The organism is Natronococcus sp. (assembly GCF_047921035.1).
Classification (GTDB): Archaea; Halobacteriota; Halobacteria; order Halobacteriales; family Natrialbaceae; genus Natronococcus.
The window spans coordinates 1-20007 of sequence record NZ_JBLRWX010000044.1 but is presented as its reverse complement, the minus strand read 5'-3'; the positions used below and the strand labels follow the sequence as shown (position 1 = coordinate 20007).

The 20007-nt window shown below is 65.8% G+C and carries 19 protein-coding genes; 12 read left to right on the top strand and 7 right to left on the bottom strand.

The features are described 5' to 3' along the window. The first annotated feature begins 54 nt into the window (after positions 1-54). From ACNA7R_RS10760 to ACNA7R_RS10750, 3 genes are read left to right on the top strand one after another with little or no spacing between them, the layout of a single operon-like run. Complete coding sequence (locus ACNA7R_RS10760) at positions 55-552, top strand: cation:proton antiporter regulatory subunit (RefSeq protein ID WP_416283566.1); 498 nt, start codon at positions 55-57, stop codon at positions 550-552. 55 nt (positions 553-607) lie between these two features. Continuing rightward, positions 608-1888 carry a cation:proton antiporter gene (locus ACNA7R_RS10755; protein WP_416283565.1) on the top strand — a complete coding sequence of 427 codons (1281 nt, stop codon included), beginning with the start codon at positions 608-610 and terminating at the stop codon, positions 1886-1888. Positions 1889-1948: 60 nt separating this feature from the next. Next, positions 1949-2632 carry an HAD family hydrolase gene (locus ACNA7R_RS10750; protein WP_416283564.1) on the top strand — a complete coding sequence of 228 codons (684 nt, stop codon included), beginning with the start codon at positions 1949-1951 and terminating at the stop codon, positions 2630-2632. A gap of 10 nt (positions 2633-2642) precedes the next feature. On the opposite strand, the gene ACNA7R_RS10745 is transcribed toward ACNA7R_RS10750, so the two are convergent. The 3 genes from ACNA7R_RS10745 to ACNA7R_RS10735 all read right to left on the bottom strand — a co-directional run bounded on the left by ACNA7R_RS10745 (position 2643) and on the right by ACNA7R_RS10735 (position 4268). Next, positions 2643-3020 (bottom strand): hypothetical protein, encoded by a 378-nt coding sequence (locus ACNA7R_RS10745; protein WP_416283563.1) that lies wholly within the window; start codon positions 3018-3020, stop codon positions 2643-2645. Between the two features lie 23 nt (positions 3021-3043). Continuing rightward, the gene (locus ACNA7R_RS10740) at positions 3044-3496 is read right to left on the bottom strand and encodes a DUF2240 family protein (protein ID WP_416283562.1); all 453 of its coding nucleotides are present in this window, start codon (positions 3494-3496) and stop codon (positions 3044-3046) included. A gap of 133 nt (positions 3497-3629) precedes the next feature. Next, entirely contained in the window at positions 3630-4268 is a 639-nt protein-coding gene (locus tag ACNA7R_RS10735; RefSeq protein ID WP_416283561.1) for a ribonuclease H, read from the bottom strand. Positions 4269-4466: 198 nt separating this feature from the next. Between ACNA7R_RS10735 and ACNA7R_RS10730 the strand changes: the two genes are divergently transcribed. The 7 genes from ACNA7R_RS10730 to ACNA7R_RS10700 all read left to right on the top strand — a co-directional run bounded on the left by ACNA7R_RS10730 (position 4467) and on the right by ACNA7R_RS10700 (position 12449). Next, positions 4467-6044 (top strand): ABC transporter substrate-binding protein, encoded by a 1578-nt coding sequence (locus ACNA7R_RS10730; RefSeq protein WP_416283560.1) that lies wholly within the window; start codon positions 4467-4469, stop codon positions 6042-6044. Positions 6045-6156: 112 nt separating this feature from the next. Then, positions 6157-7146 (top strand): ABC transporter permease, encoded by a 990-nt coding sequence (locus ACNA7R_RS10725; protein WP_416283559.1) that lies wholly within the window; start codon positions 6157-6159, stop codon positions 7144-7146. After that, a complete protein-coding gene (locus tag ACNA7R_RS10720) occupies positions 7143-8141 on the top strand; it encodes an ABC transporter permease (RefSeq protein WP_416283558.1) in 999 nt (332 codons plus the stop codon). Before ACNA7R_RS10725 ends, ACNA7R_RS10720 begins: the two co-directional genes overlap by 4 nt. 1 nt (position 8142) lies before the next feature. Next, a complete protein-coding gene (locus ACNA7R_RS10715) occupies positions 8143-9420 on the top strand; it encodes an ABC transporter ATP-binding protein (protein ID WP_416283557.1) in 1278 nt (425 codons plus the stop codon). Continuing rightward, positions 9417-11009 (top strand): ABC transporter ATP-binding protein, encoded by a 1593-nt coding sequence (locus ACNA7R_RS10710; protein WP_416283556.1) that lies wholly within the window; start codon positions 9417-9419, stop codon positions 11007-11009. The genes ACNA7R_RS10715 and ACNA7R_RS10710 overlap by 4 nt, the downstream gene beginning before the upstream one ends. Positions 11010-11120: 111 nt before the next feature. Continuing rightward, complete coding sequence (locus ACNA7R_RS10705; protein WP_416283555.1) at positions 11121-11483, top strand: hypothetical protein; 363 nt, start codon at positions 11121-11123, stop codon at positions 11481-11483. A gap of 39 nt (positions 11484-11522) precedes the next feature. Continuing rightward, positions 11523-12449, top strand: a complete 927-nt coding sequence (locus ACNA7R_RS10700) for a DMT family transporter (protein WP_416283554.1) — start codon at positions 11523-11525, stop codon at positions 12447-12449. Positions 12450-12454: 5 nt separating this feature from the next. Here ACNA7R_RS10700 and ACNA7R_RS10695 read toward each other — a convergent pair whose 3' ends face one another. Beyond that, a complete protein-coding gene (locus ACNA7R_RS10695) occupies positions 12455-12715 on the bottom strand; it encodes a hypothetical protein (RefSeq protein WP_416283553.1) in 261 nt (86 codons plus the stop codon). 313 nt (positions 12716-13028) lie between these two features. Then, positions 13029-15257 (bottom strand): CDC48 family AAA ATPase, encoded by a 2229-nt coding sequence (locus ACNA7R_RS10690; protein WP_416283552.1) that lies wholly within the window; start codon positions 15255-15257, stop codon positions 13029-13031. A gap of 186 nt (positions 15258-15443) precedes the next feature. Here ACNA7R_RS10690 and larC point away from each other — a divergent pair, with 186 nt between their 5' ends. Continuing rightward, complete coding sequence (gene larC, locus ACNA7R_RS10685) at positions 15444-16739, top strand: nickel pincer cofactor biosynthesis protein LarC (protein WP_416283551.1); 1296 nt, start codon at positions 15444-15446, stop codon at positions 16737-16739. A 99-nt stretch (positions 16740-16838) separates the two neighbouring features. Here the strand turns inward: larC and ACNA7R_RS10680 are convergent, their stop codons facing one another. Beyond that, positions 16839-17402, bottom strand: a complete 564-nt coding sequence (locus tag ACNA7R_RS10680) for a hypothetical protein (protein ID WP_416283550.1) — start codon at positions 17400-17402, stop codon at positions 16839-16841. A gap of 527 nt (positions 17403-17929) precedes the next feature. Continuing rightward, complete coding sequence (locus ACNA7R_RS10675; protein WP_416283549.1) at positions 17930-18451, bottom strand: hypothetical protein; 522 nt, start codon at positions 18449-18451, stop codon at positions 17930-17932. Between the two features lie 1235 nt (positions 18452-19686). Between ACNA7R_RS10675 and ACNA7R_RS10670 the strand changes: the two genes are divergently transcribed. Continuing rightward, a partial coding sequence (locus tag ACNA7R_RS10670) for a Gfo/Idh/MocA family protein (protein WP_416283548.1) occupies positions 19687-20007 on the top strand: 321 nt, incomplete at its 3' end.

The window sequence follows — 20007 nt, the reverse complement described above, 5'->3', positions numbered from 1 at the left end:
ACCGGATCGACACGTCTCCGGTGATTTAATAACGGCGACGACAGCCACTGACGTATGCCGATTACCGAAAGCGACCTTCCCGGCGTCGGAAAGAAGTTCGAGATCGATCTCGACGACGGTCGGATTCTCGTTATCGTTATCCACAACACCGGTCAACGCGACGTCTTCGTGAAACCCGACGAGGACGCCGATTCCGAGAAGCTGGTCGAACTCTCCGATCAGCTCGCTCGAACCGTCGGCACCATCCTCGAGGGAGCGTACTTCCAGCCGGTCAAGACGGAGGACAAGGAGACGGTGCTCGGCGACGGCACCAGTATCGAGTGGTTCGACGTCCCGACAGGCTCACTGCTCTCCGGCGAGTCGATCGCCGACCTCCTCGAGGACGATCGGATCGACGTCGCAGTCGTCGCGGTACAACGCGGCGACGACGTCATCCCCGCGTCGACGGCCACGAAACGGATCGAGGACGGCGATACGATCGTCGCGGTCGGCGAAACGACCGCACTCGACCGGTTCGAATCGATGCTCGAAGCTACCGACGGGGCCGCCTGAGAGATGCCTGGATCGAGACCGGTAGGAGACGAAACGCGAGGAGGGGAAAGAACCGATGGCAGTTGAATCGACCGCCCTGATCGACGTCGGCGTCCTGTTCGCTGCCGTCGCGCTGGCCGGTCTGCTGGCAAACCGGATCGGGCAGTCGGTGATCCCCTTCTACATCGTCATCGGGATGGCGCTGAGCCCGTACGTGCTCGGCCGGATCGACTTCCCCGCGCTACTTGGGACCGATCTGGCGCCCCACGGCGCGGAGCTCGCCTTGGTCGAGACCGACTTCATCCACCTCGGGGCCGAACTCGGGATCGTCCTGCTGTTGTTCTTCCTGGGGCTCGAGTTCAACCTCGATCGGCTGATCGCCGCCAAAGAGCGGATCGGAAAGGCCGGCACCTGGGATCTCCTCATCAACTTCGGGATCGGACTCGCGCTCGGGTACGCGATCTTCGGTTCGTTCCTTCCCGCGTTCCTCACCGCCGGCGTCGTCTACATCTCCTCGAGTGCGATCATCACGAAGTCGTTGATCGATCTCGGCTGGATCGCCAACGACGAGGCCGATCCGATGCTCGGGACGCTGGTCTACGAGGACCTCTTCATCGCCGTCTACCTGGCGATCGCCTCCGCGCTCGTTCTCGGCGGCGGGGACGTCGTCGAGGCCGCCGGCCAGATCGGGATCGCGATCGCCTTCATTCTCATCCTGCTCCTGCTCGTCTATCTGGGGACCGCCTGGTTCCAGCGCAGCCTCGAGATCGATTCCCACGAGTTCGTCGTCCTCCGGGCGCTCGGGATCACCGTCCTGATCTCGGGCGCCGCGCTCGCGCTCGGGGTCAGCGAAGCCGTCGCCGCCTTCTTCGTCGGGATGGCCTTCTCCTCGACCGGGCACGTCCACGAGCTCGAGAATCTCCTCGAGCCGCTCCGGGACACGTTCGCGGCGATCTTTTTCTTCTGGATCGGTTTGATTACGGATCCGACACTGTTCCTCGACGTCCTTGGGCTGATCGCGATCGCGGTCCTGTTGACGGCACCTTCGAAACTTCTCAGCGGCTACATCGGCGGTCGAGTCTACGACCTCGACGAGCGACGTTCGCTCCGGGTCGGGCTCGGAATGACGACTCGCGGGGAGTTCTCCCTGATCATCGCGAGCATCGCGCTCGCCGGTGCGGGCGTCGGACTCGCCCAGGGGACCGCCGAGACGATCTATGCCTTCGCCGTCGGCTACGTTCTGTTCATGAGTATTCTGGGAACGACGCTCATGCAGTACGCGACCCGGATCGAGGACGCCGTCGTACCCCAGCTCGAGACCCGCTCGGAGGCCGCCTCACAGCCGAGCGGCGACTGACTGCGGACGCCTCAGCGCGGAAACAATAGGTTCAAACGGGTTCGCTCCTTTCCTGCGACCATGTTACAGGCGGTCGTCTTCGACCTCGATTACACGCTCGCGGTTCCCCAGCGGGATCGGACGACGATCCTCGAGGCGGCGACCGACGCCGCCGGCGCGCCCGACCTGTCGCGAGCCGACTACCTCGAGGCCCACCGCCGGAATCTCACGCAGGAAACTCGGGAGCCGATCTTCACCGAGCTACTCGAGGGGCGGGAGACCGAGGCCGAGCCGGCCGAGGTCGCCGCGGCCTACCGCGACGAGATTGCCGCCGACCTCGAGGCGCTGCCGGGCGTCGAGTCCATGCTCGCGGCGCTTGGCGATCGCTACCGGATCGGGCTACTGACGAACGGTCCCGTCCGCGCCCAGCGGGACAAACTCGAGACGCTGGGCTGGGAGGACGCCTTCGACGCGGCACTCGTCACGGGTGAACTCGAGGCGGGCAAACCCGATCCTCGCGCGTTCGAAGCGATCGCGGGCGAACTCGGCGTCGACCCCGAAGAGGCGGTGTACGTCGGCGACGAAGTCGAGGCCGACATCGAGGGCGCGACCGGCGCCGGGATGACCGCGATCCAGATCCTGCTCGAGGACGGTCCCGATCCCGACCCGCGTGCGGTCGCCCACGTCGAACAGGACGTCGTCGCGACGGCGGTCCCCGAGGCGGTCGCCGCGCTCGAGGAGACGGACTCGGCGGTCGGATCGTAAGGCCGGAGAATCAGTCCGCGCCGACGACGGCGTCGACGACGTCGGTCGCTCGTTTTACCGCGGCGCCGCTCTCGACGAACACCAGCGTCTTCGGCGGTTTCGACGCTTTCGGCCGAACGCGAAGCTCGAGTTCCGTCGCCGTCTCGGCCGCGAGTTCCCGCCCGCGCTCGAACTCGAGGCGGAGCCGATCCGGGTGGACGAACGCCCGGGCGAGTCGGTCGTCGCCCACCTCGACATCGTACGCCCGCGCGCCGTCGGCCGACGGCTCGACGTCCCGGTCGGCGTTTGCGACCGAGACCGCCTCGAGCGCCCCGTCTTCACGCCCGTCGAGCTCCGAGGCGAGCAGTTCGGCGATCCGTCGGCCGTCGGTGGTCCGTTCTTCGACCATGCTCGAGGTCGGTCGTCGGCCGCCTAACGCTCTTCGATCAGCGCCGAGCGAGCGACCGGGACGAGATCCGAGACGTCGATCCCCCGTCGGCGGGCGTAGACGACGGCTGCGGCCTCGATCGTCACCCCCAGCTCCCCCTGGAGGCTATTTATCGCGCCGACTGCCTCGTGTTTCTCGACGCCGTCGGCCACGAGTCCGTCGAGAACCCGTTCGAACGCCGACCGCTCCTGGAGCAGGTCCTCGTCGGGGACGAACTCCTCGGGGATCGTCACCTCGCCGGGATCGAACGTCGCGACGAGGGCGCCGTCCTCGCGGGCGAGCAGCCCCTCCTGGGTCGCGACGTCGATCAGTCGCTTGGCCTGATCGGGCGAGAACCAGTCGCGATCCAGCGAGAGCGCGACGACGACGGCGTTTTCCTGCAGGCGGTCGGTTCCGTGCTGGATGAAGGGGGCCGCGACGGCGACGCGAAGACTCATCGAGGACGACTCTCTCGAGGGACGGAAAAACGGTGGCGGTTCCGACCGCCCTCATACTGTCTGCTGTACGTCATTTCCGGTGGGACCGCGACCGTCCTGCAGTCCCACCGGGAACTCGGTACAGCAAACCGTATCAGTCGGAGGCCCGCCCCCCGCCGTTGCGGTCGGCACGCGAGGGCGGCGGAAACTCGGCCGGAGCGGTCGCCTCCGGCGGCTCGGGGAGGACGCAGCGATCCGGCTCCCGGTTGACGTGCTGGTACTTGGCCGGCGCGTTCGCGAGCGGGTGGGCGGGGTTCTGGTCGCTGTCGATCCGGGCGGCGCGGATCTCCGCGAACCCGTTGAGTCGGGCCTGGATCCCCCGCCAGTGATACTGGGTCGCCGCCGGTACCGAGATCGGCTGTGGCGGCTTCCGGTCGGGGTGACCGGTCGCGAGGACGGCGTTGTTGACGTTGCTGGCGAGCGCGTCGTGATCGACGAGAACGCCGACCCGGGCGTTCGTCGGAGCTCGAGCGGCCAGCACGTCGAGACCGAGATGCAGCGCTCGGTACTCGGCGACGTTGTTGTCCGGCGGCGCGTCCGCGGTCGCGATCCGAGCGACGCGGGTGCCGTCGCGCGTTTCGATGACGGCGCCCAGACCACCGCCCGATTCGCGGAACGACCCGTCGGTGGCGACGTAGAAGTCGCGATGATGGGTTCGCGGAGGGTGGGCGATGTGGGGCGTGGGCGACTCGTCGAACAGGTCCCGCAGGGCAGACCGGCCGTGAGCGGCCATACACGGTGTAGGTTATCTAGCGCACTTAAACTTGTGGCCGGTGTCAGCCGGAGAGAGCGCCCGATCGTCTTCGAACTCGAGTTTAGTTGTAGATAGTTGTACAGCACCGGCGATCGGTGTCGATACCTGAACTGATCTGGCACAAAACCGCGCGACAAACAACCAACCTTTATATTGCATACCTCTATTTCATAGGGTATGAAGGGTGCTGACAACCTGAGTGCCGGCCGGCGATCCGTACTGAAAGCCACCGGAATCATCGGTACGACGGCCGGTCTGGGTGCCATCGCGGGCTGTCTCGACGATCCGACGGAGGGCGAGAACGGCGACGCCGACGAGATCGTGATCACGCAGGGGGAGATCATCGAGAACCCCGACCCCAACGACCACATTACGGGGCCGTACTTCAACGTCCTCGACCCGGTCTACGAGCCGCTGTTCAACGTAACGCCCGACTTCGAGTTCGAACCCCGGATCGTCGAGGAGTGGGAGGACACCGACGACGGCGCCGAACTCACGCTGCGCGACGACGTCGTCTTCCACAACGGCGACGAGATGACCGCCGAGGACGTCGCCTACACGTTCAACCGGATGATCGATCCCGAGGAGGGTATCGAGAGCGACCAGGCCGCCGGGTTGGGCGCGATCGACAACGCCGAGGCGCTCGACGAGACGACCGTGCTCTTAGAGCACGAGGTCGCGCCGTCGCTCGCGGAGTTCGAGTACGCCAACTACGGCCGCGTCGTCAACCAGGAGTGGATCGAGGAGCAGGAACAGCCGGTCGCCGGGGACGACGCCGACGCGTTCAACGGCACCGGTCCCTACGAGGTCGTCGAGTACGAACCCGACGTCCAGGTCGTCCTCGAGCCGTTCGACGACTACTGGGGCGACGAGGCGACCCTCGAGCGGGTCGTCTTCAACCAGGACGGCGAGTCGAGCGGTCGCGCGAACGCGCTCGAAACCGGCGAGAGCGACATCGTCGACAACATCATCCCCGAAGACGTGCCGGACATCGACGACGCCGACGGCGTCGAGATCCGCGAGGAGACCAGCCTCCGGAACGTCTTCCTCGTAATGAAATCGGGCGTCGAACCGTTCGACAGCGTTGAGTTCCGCCAGGCGATGAACTACGCCGTCGACAACGAGGGAATCATCGCAGACGCGTTGGGCGGCTACGGCGAAGCGATGACCCAGCCGATTCCGGACGGCGTCTTCGGTCACAACCCCGACCTCGAGCCCTACGAGCAGGACTTAGAGCGGGCCGAGGAACTCGTCGAGGAGAGCGGCTACGCGGGCGAGGAGATCACGCTGTACTCCCCCGAGGGCCGATACTTGAACGACGCCGACGTCGCCCAGATGGCGGCCGACCAGATCGATCGGCTCGACAACGTCGACTGTACCTTCGACACCGTGCCGTTCCCGGACATCTCCGACGCGAACAGCGCGGGATTCGACGACGAGGAGATGCCCTTCTTCCTCATCGGCTGGGGCGTCATCACCGGCGACGCCGACTACGGGCTCGCCCCGTTCTTCGTCGAGGAGGCGGCGCTGGAGACGCTGCGCAACGAGGAAATCTCCGAGGCGATCCTCGAGAGCCAGACCATCGAGGACGAGGACGAGCGTGAACAACAGCTCCAGGATATCAACGAGGAACTCAGGGAGGAGGCGCCGTGGGTGTTCCTCCACTCCCAGGACAGCGTCTACGGGGTCCGGGACGACCTCGAGTGGGAGCCACGAACCGACGAGAGCATCTATCTCTGGGAGATCAATAGCTAGGACCGCAGCCGGGACGGTGACAATCGTTTCAGATCGCCGTTTCGGAAGAACCACATAGTTCCGGCAAAAATTCGAGCATCGAGACGTCTGACGGCGTTCGATCGACACACCAATGGCTTTTGGAAAATTCTTGCTCAAGCGTTCCTTGCAGGGGATCCTCGTCGTCTGGGGGGTCGTGACGGTCCTGTTCGGGCTCCGGGCGATCACGCCCGGCGACCCGGTCAACCTGATCGTCGACCCGGCCGTCGACCAGGCAACCCGTGAACGGATCCGAGCGGAACTCGGACTGGATCAACCGATCTACGTACAGTACGTCGAGTATCTCGGGGATCTTCTCGTCGGCGATCTGGGCTACTCGTATCAGTCGAGTCGACCGGTCGTAACGATGGTTCTCGAGCGCGTTCCCGCGACACTGGAACTCGCGATCGCGGCGACGATCGTCGCCGTCGTGATCGCGATTCCGCTGGGCGTCATCAGCGGCACACGACGCAACGAGCCGGCCGACTACGGGGCGACGTCGTTCTCGCTGGTGGGGATCAGCACGCCGAACTTCTGGCTCGGGATCATGCTCATCCTGCTGCTTGCCGTCCAGTTCGATCTGTTCCCGACGGGACGGCGGCCGGTCGCCTTCCACGACGCGCTGTGGATGTTCCTGACGACGTTTTACGTCGGCGACCTGCTCACCTGGCTGCATCACATCATCCTGCCGGCAGTCACGCTGGGGACCTACTTCACGGCGCTCATTACTCGACTGACCAGAAGCGGAATGCTCGACGAGTACGGGAAACCCTACGTGACCGCAACCGAGGCGAAGGGGATCCCGGAGACGCTGGTCCGGTACAAACACGTCCTCCGGAACACGATGATCCCGATCATCACCGTCCTCGGCCTCCAGCTCGGGACGCTGATCGGCGGCGCGGTCGTCACGGAGACGGTCTTCTCCTGGCCCGGGCTCGGACTCCGGCTCATCGCCGCGATCCACAACCTGGACTGGCCGCTCATCCAGGGCATCATCATCTTCATCGGCATCAGTTACGTGATCATCAACATCGGCGTCGACGCGATCTACGCGAAGCTCAACCCGCGGGTGCTAGACGAATGATCTCCGATCGAATCAAATCTAATCTCAGACAGGAGTTTCGCTCGAGCCTGCTGCCGAAAGTCGGGCTCGTGATCCTGATCGTGATCGTCTTTATGGCGCTGTTCGCGCCCGTCCTCGCGACCCACAACCCGAACACGACGGGACACTTCGACGACGGGAACGCCTACCCGCCGATGGGGATCAGCTACGACTCCTACGAGGTCGTCGACGGCGAACGGGAACCCTACGCCGTCGAGTACTCGAGCGAGCACTACCTCGGGACGAACAACGTCGGGCAGGACGTCTTCTCGAGACTGTTATACGGCGCCCGCACCTCGCTGCTCGTCGGCGTGCTCGGGACGGGTCTCGCCGTCCTGATGGGGGTTCCGTTCGGCCTGGTATCGGGCTACTACGGCGGTCGCGTCGACGACGCGATGATGCGGGTCGCGGACGTGATGCTCGCGTTCCCCTCGCTCGTGCTGGCGCTCGCGCTGATCGGGGTCTTCGGCTCGATGGCGATCCCCGTCCCCGATCCGCTCGTCGCGGCCGGCTTCGCCGAGGGGATGCCGTCGGCCACAACGTTGCCCGGTACGGTGACCCTGGTCGTGGGGCTCGTCACCTGGGTCTGGTTCGCCCGGGTCGCCCGCGGCGAGGCGATGGCGATCCGCAACGAGGAGTACGTCAAGGCCGCTCGCAGCCTCGGCGCGAGCAACGCGACGATCCTGCTCAAACACGTGCTGCCGAACAGCCTGACGCCGGTGATCGTGCTCGCGACGATCCAGGTCGCCGCAATCATCCTCCTCGAAAGTTCGCTGTCGTATCTTGGCTTCTCGGGGACGACCCTCTCGTGGGGGTACGAGATCCAGCAGGGCCAGGACTACCTCCGGACGGCCTGGTGGGTCTCGACGGTTCCCGGGATCGGAATCGTGCTGTCGGTGATCAGTATCAACCTCCTCGGTGACTGGCTCCGGGACTCGCTGGATCCCAACATCGAGGGCGAAGGAGGGGGTGCCTAACATGACAGAGGATATTCTCCGCGTAAACGGACTGTCGACGCGATTCTTCACGGAACAGGGACAGGTAAACGCGGTCTCGGATCTCGACCTGCGGATCGAACGGGGCGAGGTGTTCGGGATCGTCGGCGAGAGCGGCTCCGGGAAGAGCGTCACCGCCCGGTCGGTCATCGACCTGATCGAGTCGCCCGGGGAGATCACCGACGGCGAGATCTGGTTCAACGAGCCCGACCTCGCCGACGCGGTCGCCGACGATCACCCCGAGGCCGTCGACGGCTCGTTCGTGAACTTACTCGAGGTCCCCGAGGGAGTGCGGCGCTCGCTCCGCGGGACGTCGTTCAGCATGATCTTCCAGGACCCCGAAAGCAGCTTCAACCCGAGTCTCACCGTCGGCGAACAGATCGCCGAGGCCGTCGAGGTCCAGCAACGAGCGAGCGCCAACCCGCGATCGACGCGAGCGAAGACCCAGGGGTACTCGCTGGGAACGCTGATGCTGTCGACCGTGCTCCCCTCGAGAAAGTACGTCAGCGAGGCCAGCCGCGAGCGCGCGATCGAACTGCTCGAGCTGGTCGGCATTCCCGACCCCGTCGAGCGGGCCGACGAGTACCCTCACGAGTACTCCGGGGGGATGCTCCAGCGGGCGATGATCGCCCAGGCACTGGCCGGCGAACCCGACGTGCTGGTCGCCGACGAGCCGACGACGGCCCTGGACGTGACGATCCAGGCGCAGGTGCTCGACCTGCTCGACGACCTCCAGGCGGAGACCGGTATGACGATCCTGCTGATCACGCACAACCTGGGCGTCGTCGCCCGGATGTGCGACCGTGTCGGCGTGATGTACGCCGGTGAGATCGTCGAGCGGGGCACGCTCGAGGACGTCTTCGACGACCACGTCCACCCCTACACCGAGGGGCTGCTGGGGTCGATTCCGGATCTGGAGGGGGCGGGCGGCCGGCTCGAGCCGATTCCGGGCAACGTGCCGAGCCTGCTCGACCACGAGATGCCCGATCGGTGTTACTTCGCGGATCGGTGTCCGAAGGCGATGGAGGACTGTCTCTCTCACCCGCCGGAGTACGACGGCGCCGGAAGCGCGGAACACGAGGTGCGCTGCGTCCTCGCGACCCAGGAGTACAGGGAGGCGCGCGCGCTGCCGGCGGACTACTTCGGGAAGGACGACCGGACGGCGGCCGACAAACACGCCGATCCCGACGGTTTCGAGGACGACGTCCAGCCCGAACGGGTCGAGTCGACCGCCGAGGGACCGGGAGGTGAGCGGCGATGAGCGCCGACGACCCCCTCGTCCGAGTCGACGGGCTCCAGAAGTACTTCTGGGAGAACGACTCGCTTCTCGACCGACTGGTCGGCGACGAGCCGGTCCCCGTTCGAGCCGTCGACGGCGTGAGTTTTGACATTCAGCCCGGCGAAACCCTCGGACTCGTCGGGGAGTCCGGCTGCGGGAAATCGACGACGGGCGAGACCGTCCTTCGCCTCCAGGAGCCGACCGACGGCGACGTCGCCTTCGCCGGCGAGAGCGTCTACGGCCTCGAGGGCGATGCCCTGACCGAGTTCCGACGGAACGCCCAGGTCGTCTTTCAGGACCCGTTCTCGAGTCTCGACCCCCGGATGACGATCGGCGGGATCGTCACCCAGCCCCTCGAGATCCACGACTGGCCCTGGACCGACGACGAGGTCGAAACCCGAGCCGAGTTGCGGACCGACGGCATCTCGTCGGATATCGTCTCGGTGACCGTCGACGACGACGTCGACAAGCTGGTTACGCCCGTCGACGGCGTCGCCACGGTCCACGTCACCGTCCGCTCGAGGGACGTCGCCGGCGACGTCGATCCCGACGAACGGGGCGTCGCCGAGGCCGAGGGCGTCGTCGCGGAGGTCGCCGAGGACCTCTCGATCGCGGTCGAGCGCGGCGACGGGATCGAGGTGCGCGTCTCGGTCGACCGGTCGACGAAACAGCTCCGGCTCGACCGCGCGCGGGATCTGCTCGAGCGGGTCGGCCTCTCGGTCGACCAACTCGATCGCTACCCCCACGAGTTCTCCGGCGGCCAGCGCCAGCGCATCGGCATCGCCCGAGCGCTCGCGCTCGAGCCGGAGTTCATGGTGCTCGACGAGCCGACGTCGGCGCTCGACGTCTCGGTCCAGGCGCAGGTTCTGAACCTGCTCGACGACCTGCAGACGGAGTTCGACCTCACCTACCTGCTGATCAGCCACGACCTCTCGGTGATCCGCCACGTCTGCGACCGCGTCGCGGTGATGTACCTCGGCGAGATCGTCGAGATCGGGCCCGTCGACGAGCTGTTCGAGGACCCGAAACACCCCTACACGCAGGCGTTACTCGACAGCGTCCCCCGGGCCTCGACCGACGAGCGCGACCGCGAGCGCGAAACCCTCTCGGGGGACGTCCCCTCGCCGCGAGATCCGCCCAGCGGCTGCCGGTTCCGAACCCGCTGTCCGAAGGTGATCCCGCCTGCGGACCTCGAGGTCGACCAGGAGACCTTCCGCGAACTCATGACGCTTCGCGAGCGCGTGGAGGATCGCGACGTCTCCCTCGAGACCGTCGGCGACGACGAGGAGTTCGACCCCGAGAACGAGGACGACGTCGATGCGTTCGTCGCGGCGCTGAAGGATCGGTTGCTCGAGACGACGCTCTCGCCGCGACACGACGCGATCGTCGAGGACGCGCTGGCGTCGGTCGCGGCGGGCGAGTGGGATGCGGCCGCCGAGGCGCTCCGCGAGGAATACGAGAGCGTCTGCGAGCGGCGGAATCCCGAACTGGGTTCCGACGCCCACCCGGTCGCCTGTCACCTCTACGACGAGCCGGTCGATCGACCCGAGGAACGGGCACCGAACCGGTAACCAAAACCGGGTCACACCTTCCAAAACGGACAGTTCTTGCGAGAGAACCCCATACACGACCCAAACCGTTTTGGCAGCAGGTGTAATTACAAACGGTGGCTTCCCTCAACTATGACTCAGACGACGCCGTCCCGTATGGAAGCTGCCTGTTCGCTGTTAGCCGAGTCCGAGCGGCGGTATCTCCTCTACCAGCTTGCAGAGACGCGACGCGGCAACCTCGAGGACATCGTCTCCGAGATCGCCGCCTGGGAACTCGAGGAGGCGGACGCGGCCGATTCGGAGTACAGACAGCAGGTGTACGTCTCGCTGATCCACAACCACCTGCCGCGACTGGCCGATTACGACATCGTCGACTACGACCTTCGCAGCGGCGACATCGTCCTGGCGGAGGGGTTCGACGACATCCGCCCGCTGCTCGAGCAGTTCAAACAGACCGAGTCGGAGCCGGAGATCCGCGAGACGCCCCTGCCGTAGATTCGAAACGCATAGCACGTCGCCCGCGAAAGGGCGACCGTGAGCCGCTATCGGAACCTCGCTCTCTTCCTGGTGCTCGCAGCCGCCTGGGGCAGTTCGTTCGTCGCGATCAGCGCGGGGCTCGAGCACTTTCCCCCGGTGCTGTTCGCGGCGCTTCGCTACGACATCGCGGGCGTCGTGATGCTCGGCTACGCGATCTACGCCGTCGATCGCTGGCGCCCCGCCGGGCGCGAGGAGTGGGCGACGGTCGCCGTCGGGGCAGCGCTGTTGATCGGCGCCTACCACGTCTTCCTGTTCGTCGGCCAGCAGCACACGACCGCCGCGGCTGCCGCGGTGCTGGTGAGTCTCTCGCCCGTGTTGACGACCGGGTTCGCGCGAGCGCTCGTTCCCTCCGATGCGCTGTCGCCCATCGGCGTCGCCGGCGTCTGCGTCGGGCTCGTCGGGGTCGGCGTCGTCGTCCAGCCCGACCCGTCGAACCTGTTCGCGACGGACGCCGTCGCGAAGCTGCTGGTCTTCTGTGCGGCCGCCGCGTTCGCGCTCGGCAGCGTCCTCACGAGGCGGATCGACGCCGACCTGCCGATCGAGACGATGGAGGCGTGGTCGATGCTCGGCGGGGCCGCCCTGATGCACGTCGTGAGCCTCGGCCTCCGCGAACCGATCGAGCCGGCCGCCTGGATCGGTCTCGAGGCGATCGGCGCCCTCGCGTACCTCTCGCTGATCGCGAGCGCGCTCGGCTTTCTGCTGTACTTCGATCTGCTCGAGCGACTCGGCGCCGTCGAGATCAACATGGTCTCCTACGTCGCCCCGGTGTTCACGGCGGTCGTCGGCTGGCTGTACCTGGGGGAGGTGATCGACGCGGCGACCGTCGCCGGGTTCGTCCTGATCGCCTGCGGGTTCGTCCTCGTGAAGCGTCGCGCGATCGGTCAGGAGGTCGCTGCAGTCAGACGGTGGGGCTCGAGCAGATAGGGGACCTACCGACCGTACGCGTGGCCCACGTACAGCGCGGCGAGGTTGATCCCGAGCAGGCCCAGAAACGTGGCGGTCTCGGTCGCCGTCGACAGGCCGGTCGCGAGCAGCGGCACGTACAGAAAGGGGAGCACGATCGCCGTCCAGAAGCTACCCTTCCGGATCGAGTCGGCGACGTGAGGGAGGAACCGCTCGAGGAGCCGATCGCTGCCCCGGCTCTCGGTACTTTCGGCGCGGGAGTCGTGGGTCGTTGAGGAGTTAGCCATCGAAACACCTGACCACGACTCGCGTTCCCACTCGGCGTCACATATATCGGTGCGACCGTTTCGATCGGTTGTGGACGGTTCATCCGAATAAGGGTCGAACTGAACCGAACCGAACGCGGGCTCGCGGTCGATGAACCCGGTCGCGCCCGCAACGCGTCCTCGATCCCACGGCTCGAGATCCAGTCGGTGTAGCTAGAGGTTCCGACCGTTCGCTCGAGCGAACGAACGATCGAACCGTCGGAAACGAACGGTCGAACCGTCCGAACTGAGCGTAAACCGAACCCTATCGCCGGTAAAAACGGAAGTCGAGTCGCTACTGGAAGCCGATCCGGCTGCCGCGGCGACCGGTCGGATCCGGCCCGCTCGAGCCGCCCTGGAACTCCTCCTCGATCCGTTCGTAGTAGTCGAGGATGTCGTCGGTGATCGTCGGCCGGACGTTCTCCATGGCCTGGCGGAAGTGACGCATCTCGACGATGTCTGCCTCGTGGTCCTCGCGCAGGGCCTCGATGGCGGCCTCGCGGGCGATCGACTCGAGGTCGCTGCCGACGTAGCCGTCGGTGATCTCGGCGATCTCCTGGAGGTTGACGTCCGCGGCCAGCGGCGTCCCCTGCGTGTGGATGTCGAGGATCCGCTCGCGGCCCTCCATGTCGGGTTCGCCGATCATCACCAGCCGGTCGAACCGCCCCGAGCGCAACAGGGCGGGGTCGATCATGTCGGGTCGGTTCGTCGCGCCGATGACCATCACGTTCTCCATCTCCTCTAACCCGTCGAGTTCGGTCAGCAGCTGGTTGACGACCCGTTCGGAGACGTTCGAGCCGGTCTCGCCGCCCCGGCCGGGCGCCAGCGCGTCGAGCTCGTCGAAGAAGATCACCGTCGGCGAGACCTGCCGGGCCTTCCGGAACGTCTGGCGGATCGCCTTCTCGGACTCCCCGACCCACTTGCTGAGCAGCTGCGGGCCCCGCACGGAGATGAAGTTGGCGTTGGTCTCGTTGGCGACGGCTTTCGCCATCAGCGTCTTCCCGGTGCCCGGCGGTCCGTACAGCAGGACGCCGGCCGGCGGATCGATTCCCAGTCGCTCGAACCGCTCGGGGTTGTTCAGGGGCCACTCGACGGACTCCTGGACCTGCTCCTGGGCGTCTTGAAGACCGCCGACGTCGTCCCATGAGATCTTCGGGAGTTCGACGAGCACCTCCCGCATCGCCGAGGGTTCGACCTCGTTCAGGGCGCCGCGGAAGTCCTGGCGCTTGACGATCATCCGGTCGATCAGGCTCGGCGGGATGTCCTCCTCGTCCAAGTCGATCTCCGGCAGGTACCGGCGCAGGGCCTTCATCGCGGCCTCCTTGGTCAGGCTCTCGATGTCGGCGCCGACGAAGCCGTGGGTCTCGTCGGCCATGTGGGCCAGATCGACGTCGTCGGAAAGGGGCATCCCGCGGGTGTGGATCTGGAGGATCTCCTCGCGGCCGACCTCGTCGGGGACGCCGATCTCGATCTCGCGATCGAACCGGCCCGGACGGCGAAGCGCGGGGTCGACCGAGTCGACCCGGTTCGTCGCGGCGATGACGATGACCTGGCCCCGGGCCTCGAGGCCGTCCATCATCGTCAGCAGCTGGGCGACGACCCGGCGCTCGACTTCACCGGTAACGTCCTCGCGTTTGGGCGCGATGGAGTCGAGTTCGTCGATGAAGATGATCGCGGGCGCCTCTTCGCTGGCATCCTCGAAGATCTCCCTGAGTTGCTGTTCGGACTCCCCGTAGTACTTCGAGATGATCTCGGGCCCGGCGATCGAAAAGAACGAAGCGGAGGTCTCGTTGGCCACCGCCTTGGCGAGCAGGGTCTTCCCGGTGCCGGGCGGGCCGTGCAACAGCACGCCCTGTGGCGGCTCGATCCCCAGTTTCTTGAAGATCTGGGGGTGTTTCATCGGCAGCTCGACCATCTCGCGGACCCGCTGGATCTCGTCTTGCAGGCCCCCGATGTCCTCGTAGGTGATCCCACCACCGGTTTTCTCGAAGCCGCTGATCGGCTCCTCGCGGAGTTCGACGTCGGTGTCCTCGGTGATCAAAACCACGCCCTCGGGCTCGGTCTCGACGGCGATCAGCGGGATCGCCTGTCCCGGCGAGCGCATGAAGGGGTGGTTCGTCGAACTCATCACGGGGACGATGTCGCGGCCGACGACCGGTCGCTTGAGAATCTGGCGTTTGACCATGCCGGCGGCGTCGGAGCCGAACTGGACCGACGCCTCCTCGGGCGGCGCGAGGACGAGTTCGTCGGCCTTCGTCGCTTCGGCCTTCCGGATCGTCACTCGCTCGCCGATACCGACGTCGGCGTTCTGCCGGGTGAAGCCGTCGATCCGGACGGTGTCGGTGTTCCAGTCCTGTCGGTCCGCACGCCACACCTTCGCGGCGGTCGTATCAGCGCCTTCGATTTCGATGATGTCGCCCGGACTCAGCTTTAGATGTAACAGCGTGTCCGGGTCGAGTCGGGCGATACCGCGACCCGAGTCGTTCGGGTACGCTTTCGCAACCTCCAGTTGGACTTCGTTCATGATTCGGGATGGACGGCGATGTCAGTGATTCCGATTCGGTACCGGATAGGCTTTTTGCTACCGTGAACCCACACCGTGCTAGTTGTCACCACATCTAACTGAGGTGCCAAGACACATAGAGGTACCGCCTTCGGTCGCGGCCCGCGAGAAGGTGCCTTTTTGCCCGCGCCAGCCGCCCCTAAGAGTATGCACACGCTCGCGTTCGACGGCCGACTGGGTGCAAGCGGCGACATGATCCTCGCCGCATTGCTCGACGCCGGCGCCGACCCGGCCGCCCTCGAGCCCGTCACCAACGAACTCGACCTCGAGTACCGGATCGGCGACACCGTCAAGTGCGGCATCGCGGCGACGACCGTCGACGTCGTGTTGACCGACGCCGACGGCTCCGGCTCGAGTTCGCAGGACAGCGGTCACGGTCACGATCACGACCACGTCCACGACCACGGCGGCTCGAGCGACGCGGTTCCCGCCGAGGGCCACGGCCCTCACCGCAGCTACCTCGAGGTCCGCGAGATCGTCGAGGGGATGGGCCTCGACGAGGCGATCGAACGCGACGCCCTCGCGATCTTCGAGCTGCTCGGCGAGGCCGAGGCGAGCGTCCACGGCGAATCCCTCGAGGAGATTCACTTCCACGAGGTCGGCGCCGACGACGCCATCGCCGACGTCGTCGGCGCGGTCGCGCTCGTCCACGACCTCGAGCCCGAGCGGATCGTCACGACGCCGCTGTCGACCGGCGGGGGTAGCGTCGGCATGAGCCACGGCGAGTACCCCGTCCCGACCCCCGCGGTCGTCGAGATCGCCGAGCGCGCGGACTGGTCGCTGCAGGGCGGACCCGTCGACGCCGAGTTGCTGACGCCGACGGGGGCGGCGATCCTGGGCCACCTCGCGGACGGCGTGGAGTCGCTGCCCGCGCTGGAACTCGAGACCTCCGGCTACGGCGCCGGCGGCTACGACCTCGATCCCCACCCGAACGTGCTTCGAGCGCTGGTGGGCGACGGGGGACGCGAACTCGTCAGGGACGACATCGCCGTCCTCGAGACGAACCTCGACGACGCGACCCCGGAGGTGGTCGGCGGCCTCCAGGAGACGCTCTCGGACGCGGGCGCGCGCGACGTTTCGATCGTCCCGGTGACGATGAAGAAGTCCCGGCCAGGCCACCTCGTGAAGGTGATCTGCAAGCCCGAGGACCGCGAGCGCGTTGCGCGCGCGCTCGCCGAGGAAACCGGCACACTGGGTGTTCGCGATTCGGGGGCGACCCACCGCTGGATCGCCGACCGGGCGTTCGAAACCGTGGAGATCGAACTCGAGGGCGAGAGCTACGAGGTGACGGTGAAGATCGCCAGCGACGCCGACGGCGAGGTGTACGACGTCAGCGCGGAGTACGACGACGCCGCGCGGGTGGCTCGAGCGAGCGGTCTCCCGGTTCGGGAGATCGCTCGCCGTGCCGAATCCGCGGTTCTGGACGACGAAACCGAGCGGTGACAGGGCGGTGTTCGCCGACGGAATCCGCCGTCGAACCGGCCGTGGTTCCGACCGGTTCGAACACCCTCGATCGAACCCGACCGAACGGCCGGAACGCGGCTACTCGTCCTCGTCGTCGGCGTCGTCGATCGGAATCGAGGTCGGATCGTCCCGGTCGTCCCCGGACGACGTGGTCGAAGATTGCGAGACGCTCGAGGACTGCGAGACGTTCGTCGAGCGGGTGAGCGACGTACTGCTGGTGGTCGACTGCGACGTACTGCTGGTCGACCGGGAGACGGTCGCGCTGGCGTCGCTCGCAGTCCGGTCACCGAAGTCGTCAGTACGGACGGTCGACGTCGACGCCGACCGGGCGCCGCCGGAGGTCGTGGTCACCGAGAGATCGACGTCGTCTTTGGCGTCGACGATCACTTCGACGTCGGTTACGCCGGCGTCGGAATCGGTCGCGTGGATCACCGCCCCCCACTGGAACGTTTTCACCTCCGCGTCCCGCTTGCCGTCGCCCGGGTCGTTCCCATCGAAGAAGTCGTTCGTCGCGTCGGGAGCCGCAATCGTAGCTACGGAGACGCTGTCTTCGGACTCGACGGTTATCTCGACGCTCGTTTCGCCGGTTTTCGGTTCGGTCTCGTGGGTTACTGTCCCCCAGTGAAATTCAGTTTTGGACATAGTAGGTCTCTGTCGGCTGCTCGTTCGCGCCTACCGAGGGCCTCCGAGCGGTACCGTCTTCCCGGTCGCCAGCAGCGAGTACCGGCTCGGGGGCGACACTCGCTTCCGGCGATTCGTGTCGATTACAGCTCTCTCGAGAGGCCTCGGCTCGGAGTCGCGCCAGTTCGCCGGTCGATCCGGGCCGATTTGAACGGCCGAAATCGTTTCATCGATAGTCGTCCCTTGAACACTCGAACGAACTACCGGTCTCGGGGGGAGGCAGACACAACGACGTCCTACACCGGCTCGCCTCGTATCGACACTCCTGAAATACGCGCGGGTCGCTGTAGTAGCCACGGAAAGTTGCAACCGGCTCTGTTCGTGGATCCGCGGCGACGTAGCCATTGCTCCGGCGAATCGTCTCGCGACCTCGAGGAGAGTCCCTTGTAAGCGGAACTGTTCCGAATCGGCTCAAAAATGCGGATAGACGGAGCGAATAATGAGTCCATCACCCGGTCGAGAGGGCGACTACTGATCGGGTGCTCGCGTCAGCGCTGGCTCTGCGTGTTCGAGTTGGACTGGTAGTTGCTTCCGTAGGCCGTGGCTCTTCCGCCCTTGCCTGCCGACGCTTTGGCGTTGCCGCTGTTGACCGCCTTGTTGGACTGGTGCACGTTCTGGTGCTGCTGCTGGCGTCCTCGCCCGCGGCCGCGCTGGTGCTGTGCGTTCCAGTTCTGCTGAACGTTGGATCCCTGGGCGTAGGCGTTTCCACCCTTGCCCGCCGACGCTTTGGCGTTGCCGCTGTTGTACGCCTCGTTGGACTGGCGCACCGTCTGGCTCTGTTTCTGGCCGTGGCCCCGGCGACCTCGGCGACCTCGGCGACCGCGGTGTCCTCGGCGGCCTCCTCGGCGACCGCCCTTGCCGCCGCGATCTCCTCGGCCATCTTGACCGTTTTTGTCGCCTTTACCGTTTCCGTGCTTGCTAGCTGCAGCGGTTCCGGCGGATCCGGTGAAGAGCAGTCCTGCCAGGAGCGTCGTAACGCCTCGTCGTGAGTAGCTTTTTTCGTCGGTCATTTTTTCTTTTCCGAGCACGTATGAGGGGGTGGCGTCGCCAGTGGCTTTGATTCCTTGGTGGCGCCCCGCAGTTCGGGACGTGTGTCGCCACCACCCCGTGAGTGCTCGTTTTGGCCGTCTATGGTGCCCGTATTAAACCACGACCATCGTTTCGGCAGTGGTCGATTGTACTGGCTGGCAAGACTCCATTTGAGGGGCGGAAACGGTCTTGGTTCCTAGGAATACAGTTCAGAGTTTCATCAAGTAGACTATTATACTATCCTGCGTACGAAATGGAACTGAGATAGTCTCTCGACCTAATAGGTGATATACCAGATCAAAATGGACTATTTCACGAAACGGTTGGAATACTTTGTCGGATATTCTTCTCCAAACGTCAACACAATTCTCCGAATTAGGCGAATAGCAAGAACGTACTTCATCGGGTGATTCGAACAGGGAATCGCCGCCGACCGTCGTTCGAACTTCGACACTGTCCGTGTGCCACGGCGTATCGTGCTTGATATTGTAGCGAGCATTCGGACAGAGAGATCGTCTTTCGGTGAAACGACAGACTGTTCTGAAACCGTTCCGGTAATCAAGTACGACCGACCGGGCTCGAGGACAAGCGGACGACTTCGGTCGCGGGGGCGTGACCACTCCGGTCGACGAGACGGTAGTCGATGCCGACGAGTCGGCGGGGTTCGTGCTGGAGCGTCGAGCGACGAGAGCCGTTTCGGTCCCGCTGCGGTCTCGAAACGGCGAGTTCTGACCTCTCCAGTAGGAGTAATACCGAGATTCGACATCCGGCCGTCGACGGTCGATCCGTCGAGGCGCTCGGGTACGGCCGCCGCTTCGAGAGCTGCTGGCGGTTTCCGGGCCGAACCGAAACGCCGGGCCGTCGGACCGTCGTCGAGTGTTCGACGCCCGCGGGATCCTCGGTCGGCGAGCGGCGCCGCGTCGACGGTCGGGACACAGTGACCCGTTGTGTCGAAATCGAGCGTGTTAATGCCCGGAACGATCGTTTCGGCTTTTGAAACCCTCTGTCCATTGTGAGGGAACATGAGCGAGGGCCCACCGAACGAGCGAGCGTCGCCCGTTGCGCCGATCCGCGAACGGCCGTCGCGGCGGCGTCCTGTCGGGGACGGTCGAACCGTCCCCCGGCGTACCCGCGACCAGCCAGCGTTCTCACGCCCCCTTTTATCCGGCGCGTTCGGGGACCGACTCCGATCGCGTGACGGAGGTGATCGCCGTCGATGACGGCTGAACGTCCGCTCGAGGTCGGCGTGATCGGCGTCGGCACGATGGGGCAACACCACGCCCGGGTGTACGACGAACTCGAGGACGCCTCCCTCACGGGCGTCTTCGACGTCGACGCCGAGCGAGCGAGTGCGGTTGCCGACCGTCACGGGACCGCGGCGGTGGGCCTCGAGGCGCTGCTCGGCCGGGTCGACGCCGTTTCGGTCGCCGTCCCGACGGCCCACCACCTCGAGGTCGCAAAGCGGTGTCTCGAGGCCGGCGTTCCGATCCTCGTCGAGAAACCGGTCGTCGGCGAGCTCGCGGACGTCCGGCGGCTG

What these genes read in the sequence shown, in the direction of transcription:
- ACNA7R_RS10760 (WP_416283566.1), top strand. Translation starts at nt 55, where the DNA reads ATGCCGATTACCGAAAGCGACCTTCCCGGCGTCGGAAAGAAGTTCGAG.
- ACNA7R_RS10755 (WP_416283565.1), top strand. Translation starts at nt 608, where the DNA reads ATGGCAGTTGAATCGACCGCCCTGATCGACGTCGGCGTCCTGTTCGCT.
- ACNA7R_RS10750 (WP_416283564.1), top strand. Translation starts at nt 1,949, where the DNA reads ATGTTACAGGCGGTCGTCTTCGACCTCGATTACACGCTCGCGGTTCCC.
- ACNA7R_RS10745 (WP_416283563.1), bottom strand. Translation starts at nt 3,020, where the DNA reads ATGGTCGAAGAACGGACCACCGACGGCCGACGGATCGCCGAACTGCTC.
- ACNA7R_RS10740 (WP_416283562.1), bottom strand. Translation starts at nt 3,496, where the DNA reads ATGAGTCTTCGCGTCGCCGTCGCGGCCCCCTTCATCCAGCACGGAACC.
- ACNA7R_RS10735 (WP_416283561.1), bottom strand. Translation starts at nt 4,268, where the DNA reads ATGGCCGCTCACGGCCGGTCTGCCCTGCGGGACCTGTTCGACGAGTCG.
- ACNA7R_RS10730 (WP_416283560.1), top strand. Translation starts at nt 4,467, where the DNA reads ATGAAGGGTGCTGACAACCTGAGTGCCGGCCGGCGATCCGTACTGAAA.
- ACNA7R_RS10725 (WP_416283559.1), top strand. Translation starts at nt 6,157, where the DNA reads ATGGCTTTTGGAAAATTCTTGCTCAAGCGTTCCTTGCAGGGGATCCTC.
- ACNA7R_RS10720 (WP_416283558.1), top strand. Translation starts at nt 7,143, where the DNA reads ATGATCTCCGATCGAATCAAATCTAATCTCAGACAGGAGTTTCGCTCG.
- ACNA7R_RS10715 (WP_416283557.1), top strand. Translation starts at nt 8,143, where the DNA reads ATGACAGAGGATATTCTCCGCGTAAACGGACTGTCGACGCGATTCTTC.
- ACNA7R_RS10710 (WP_416283556.1), top strand. Translation starts at nt 9,417, where the DNA reads ATGAGCGCCGACGACCCCCTCGTCCGAGTCGACGGGCTCCAGAAGTAC.
- ACNA7R_RS10705 (WP_416283555.1), top strand. Translation starts at nt 11,121, where the DNA reads ATGACTCAGACGACGCCGTCCCGTATGGAAGCTGCCTGTTCGCTGTTA.
- ACNA7R_RS10695 (WP_416283553.1), bottom strand. Translation starts at nt 12,715, where the DNA reads ATGGCTAACTCCTCAACGACCCACGACTCCCGCGCCGAAAGTACCGAG.
- ACNA7R_RS10690 (WP_416283552.1), bottom strand. Translation starts at nt 15,257, where the DNA reads ATGAACGAAGTCCAACTGGAGGTTGCGAAAGCGTACCCGAACGACTCG.
- larC (WP_416283551.1), top strand. Translation starts at nt 15,444, where the DNA reads ATGCACACGCTCGCGTTCGACGGCCGACTGGGTGCAAGCGGCGACATG.
- ACNA7R_RS10680 (WP_416283550.1), bottom strand. Translation starts at nt 17,402, where the DNA reads ATGTCCAAAACTGAATTTCACTGGGGGACAGTAACCCACGAGACCGAA.
- ACNA7R_RS10675 (WP_416283549.1), bottom strand. Translation starts at nt 18,451, where the DNA reads ATGACCGACGAAAAAAGCTACTCACGACGAGGCGTTACGACGCTCCTG.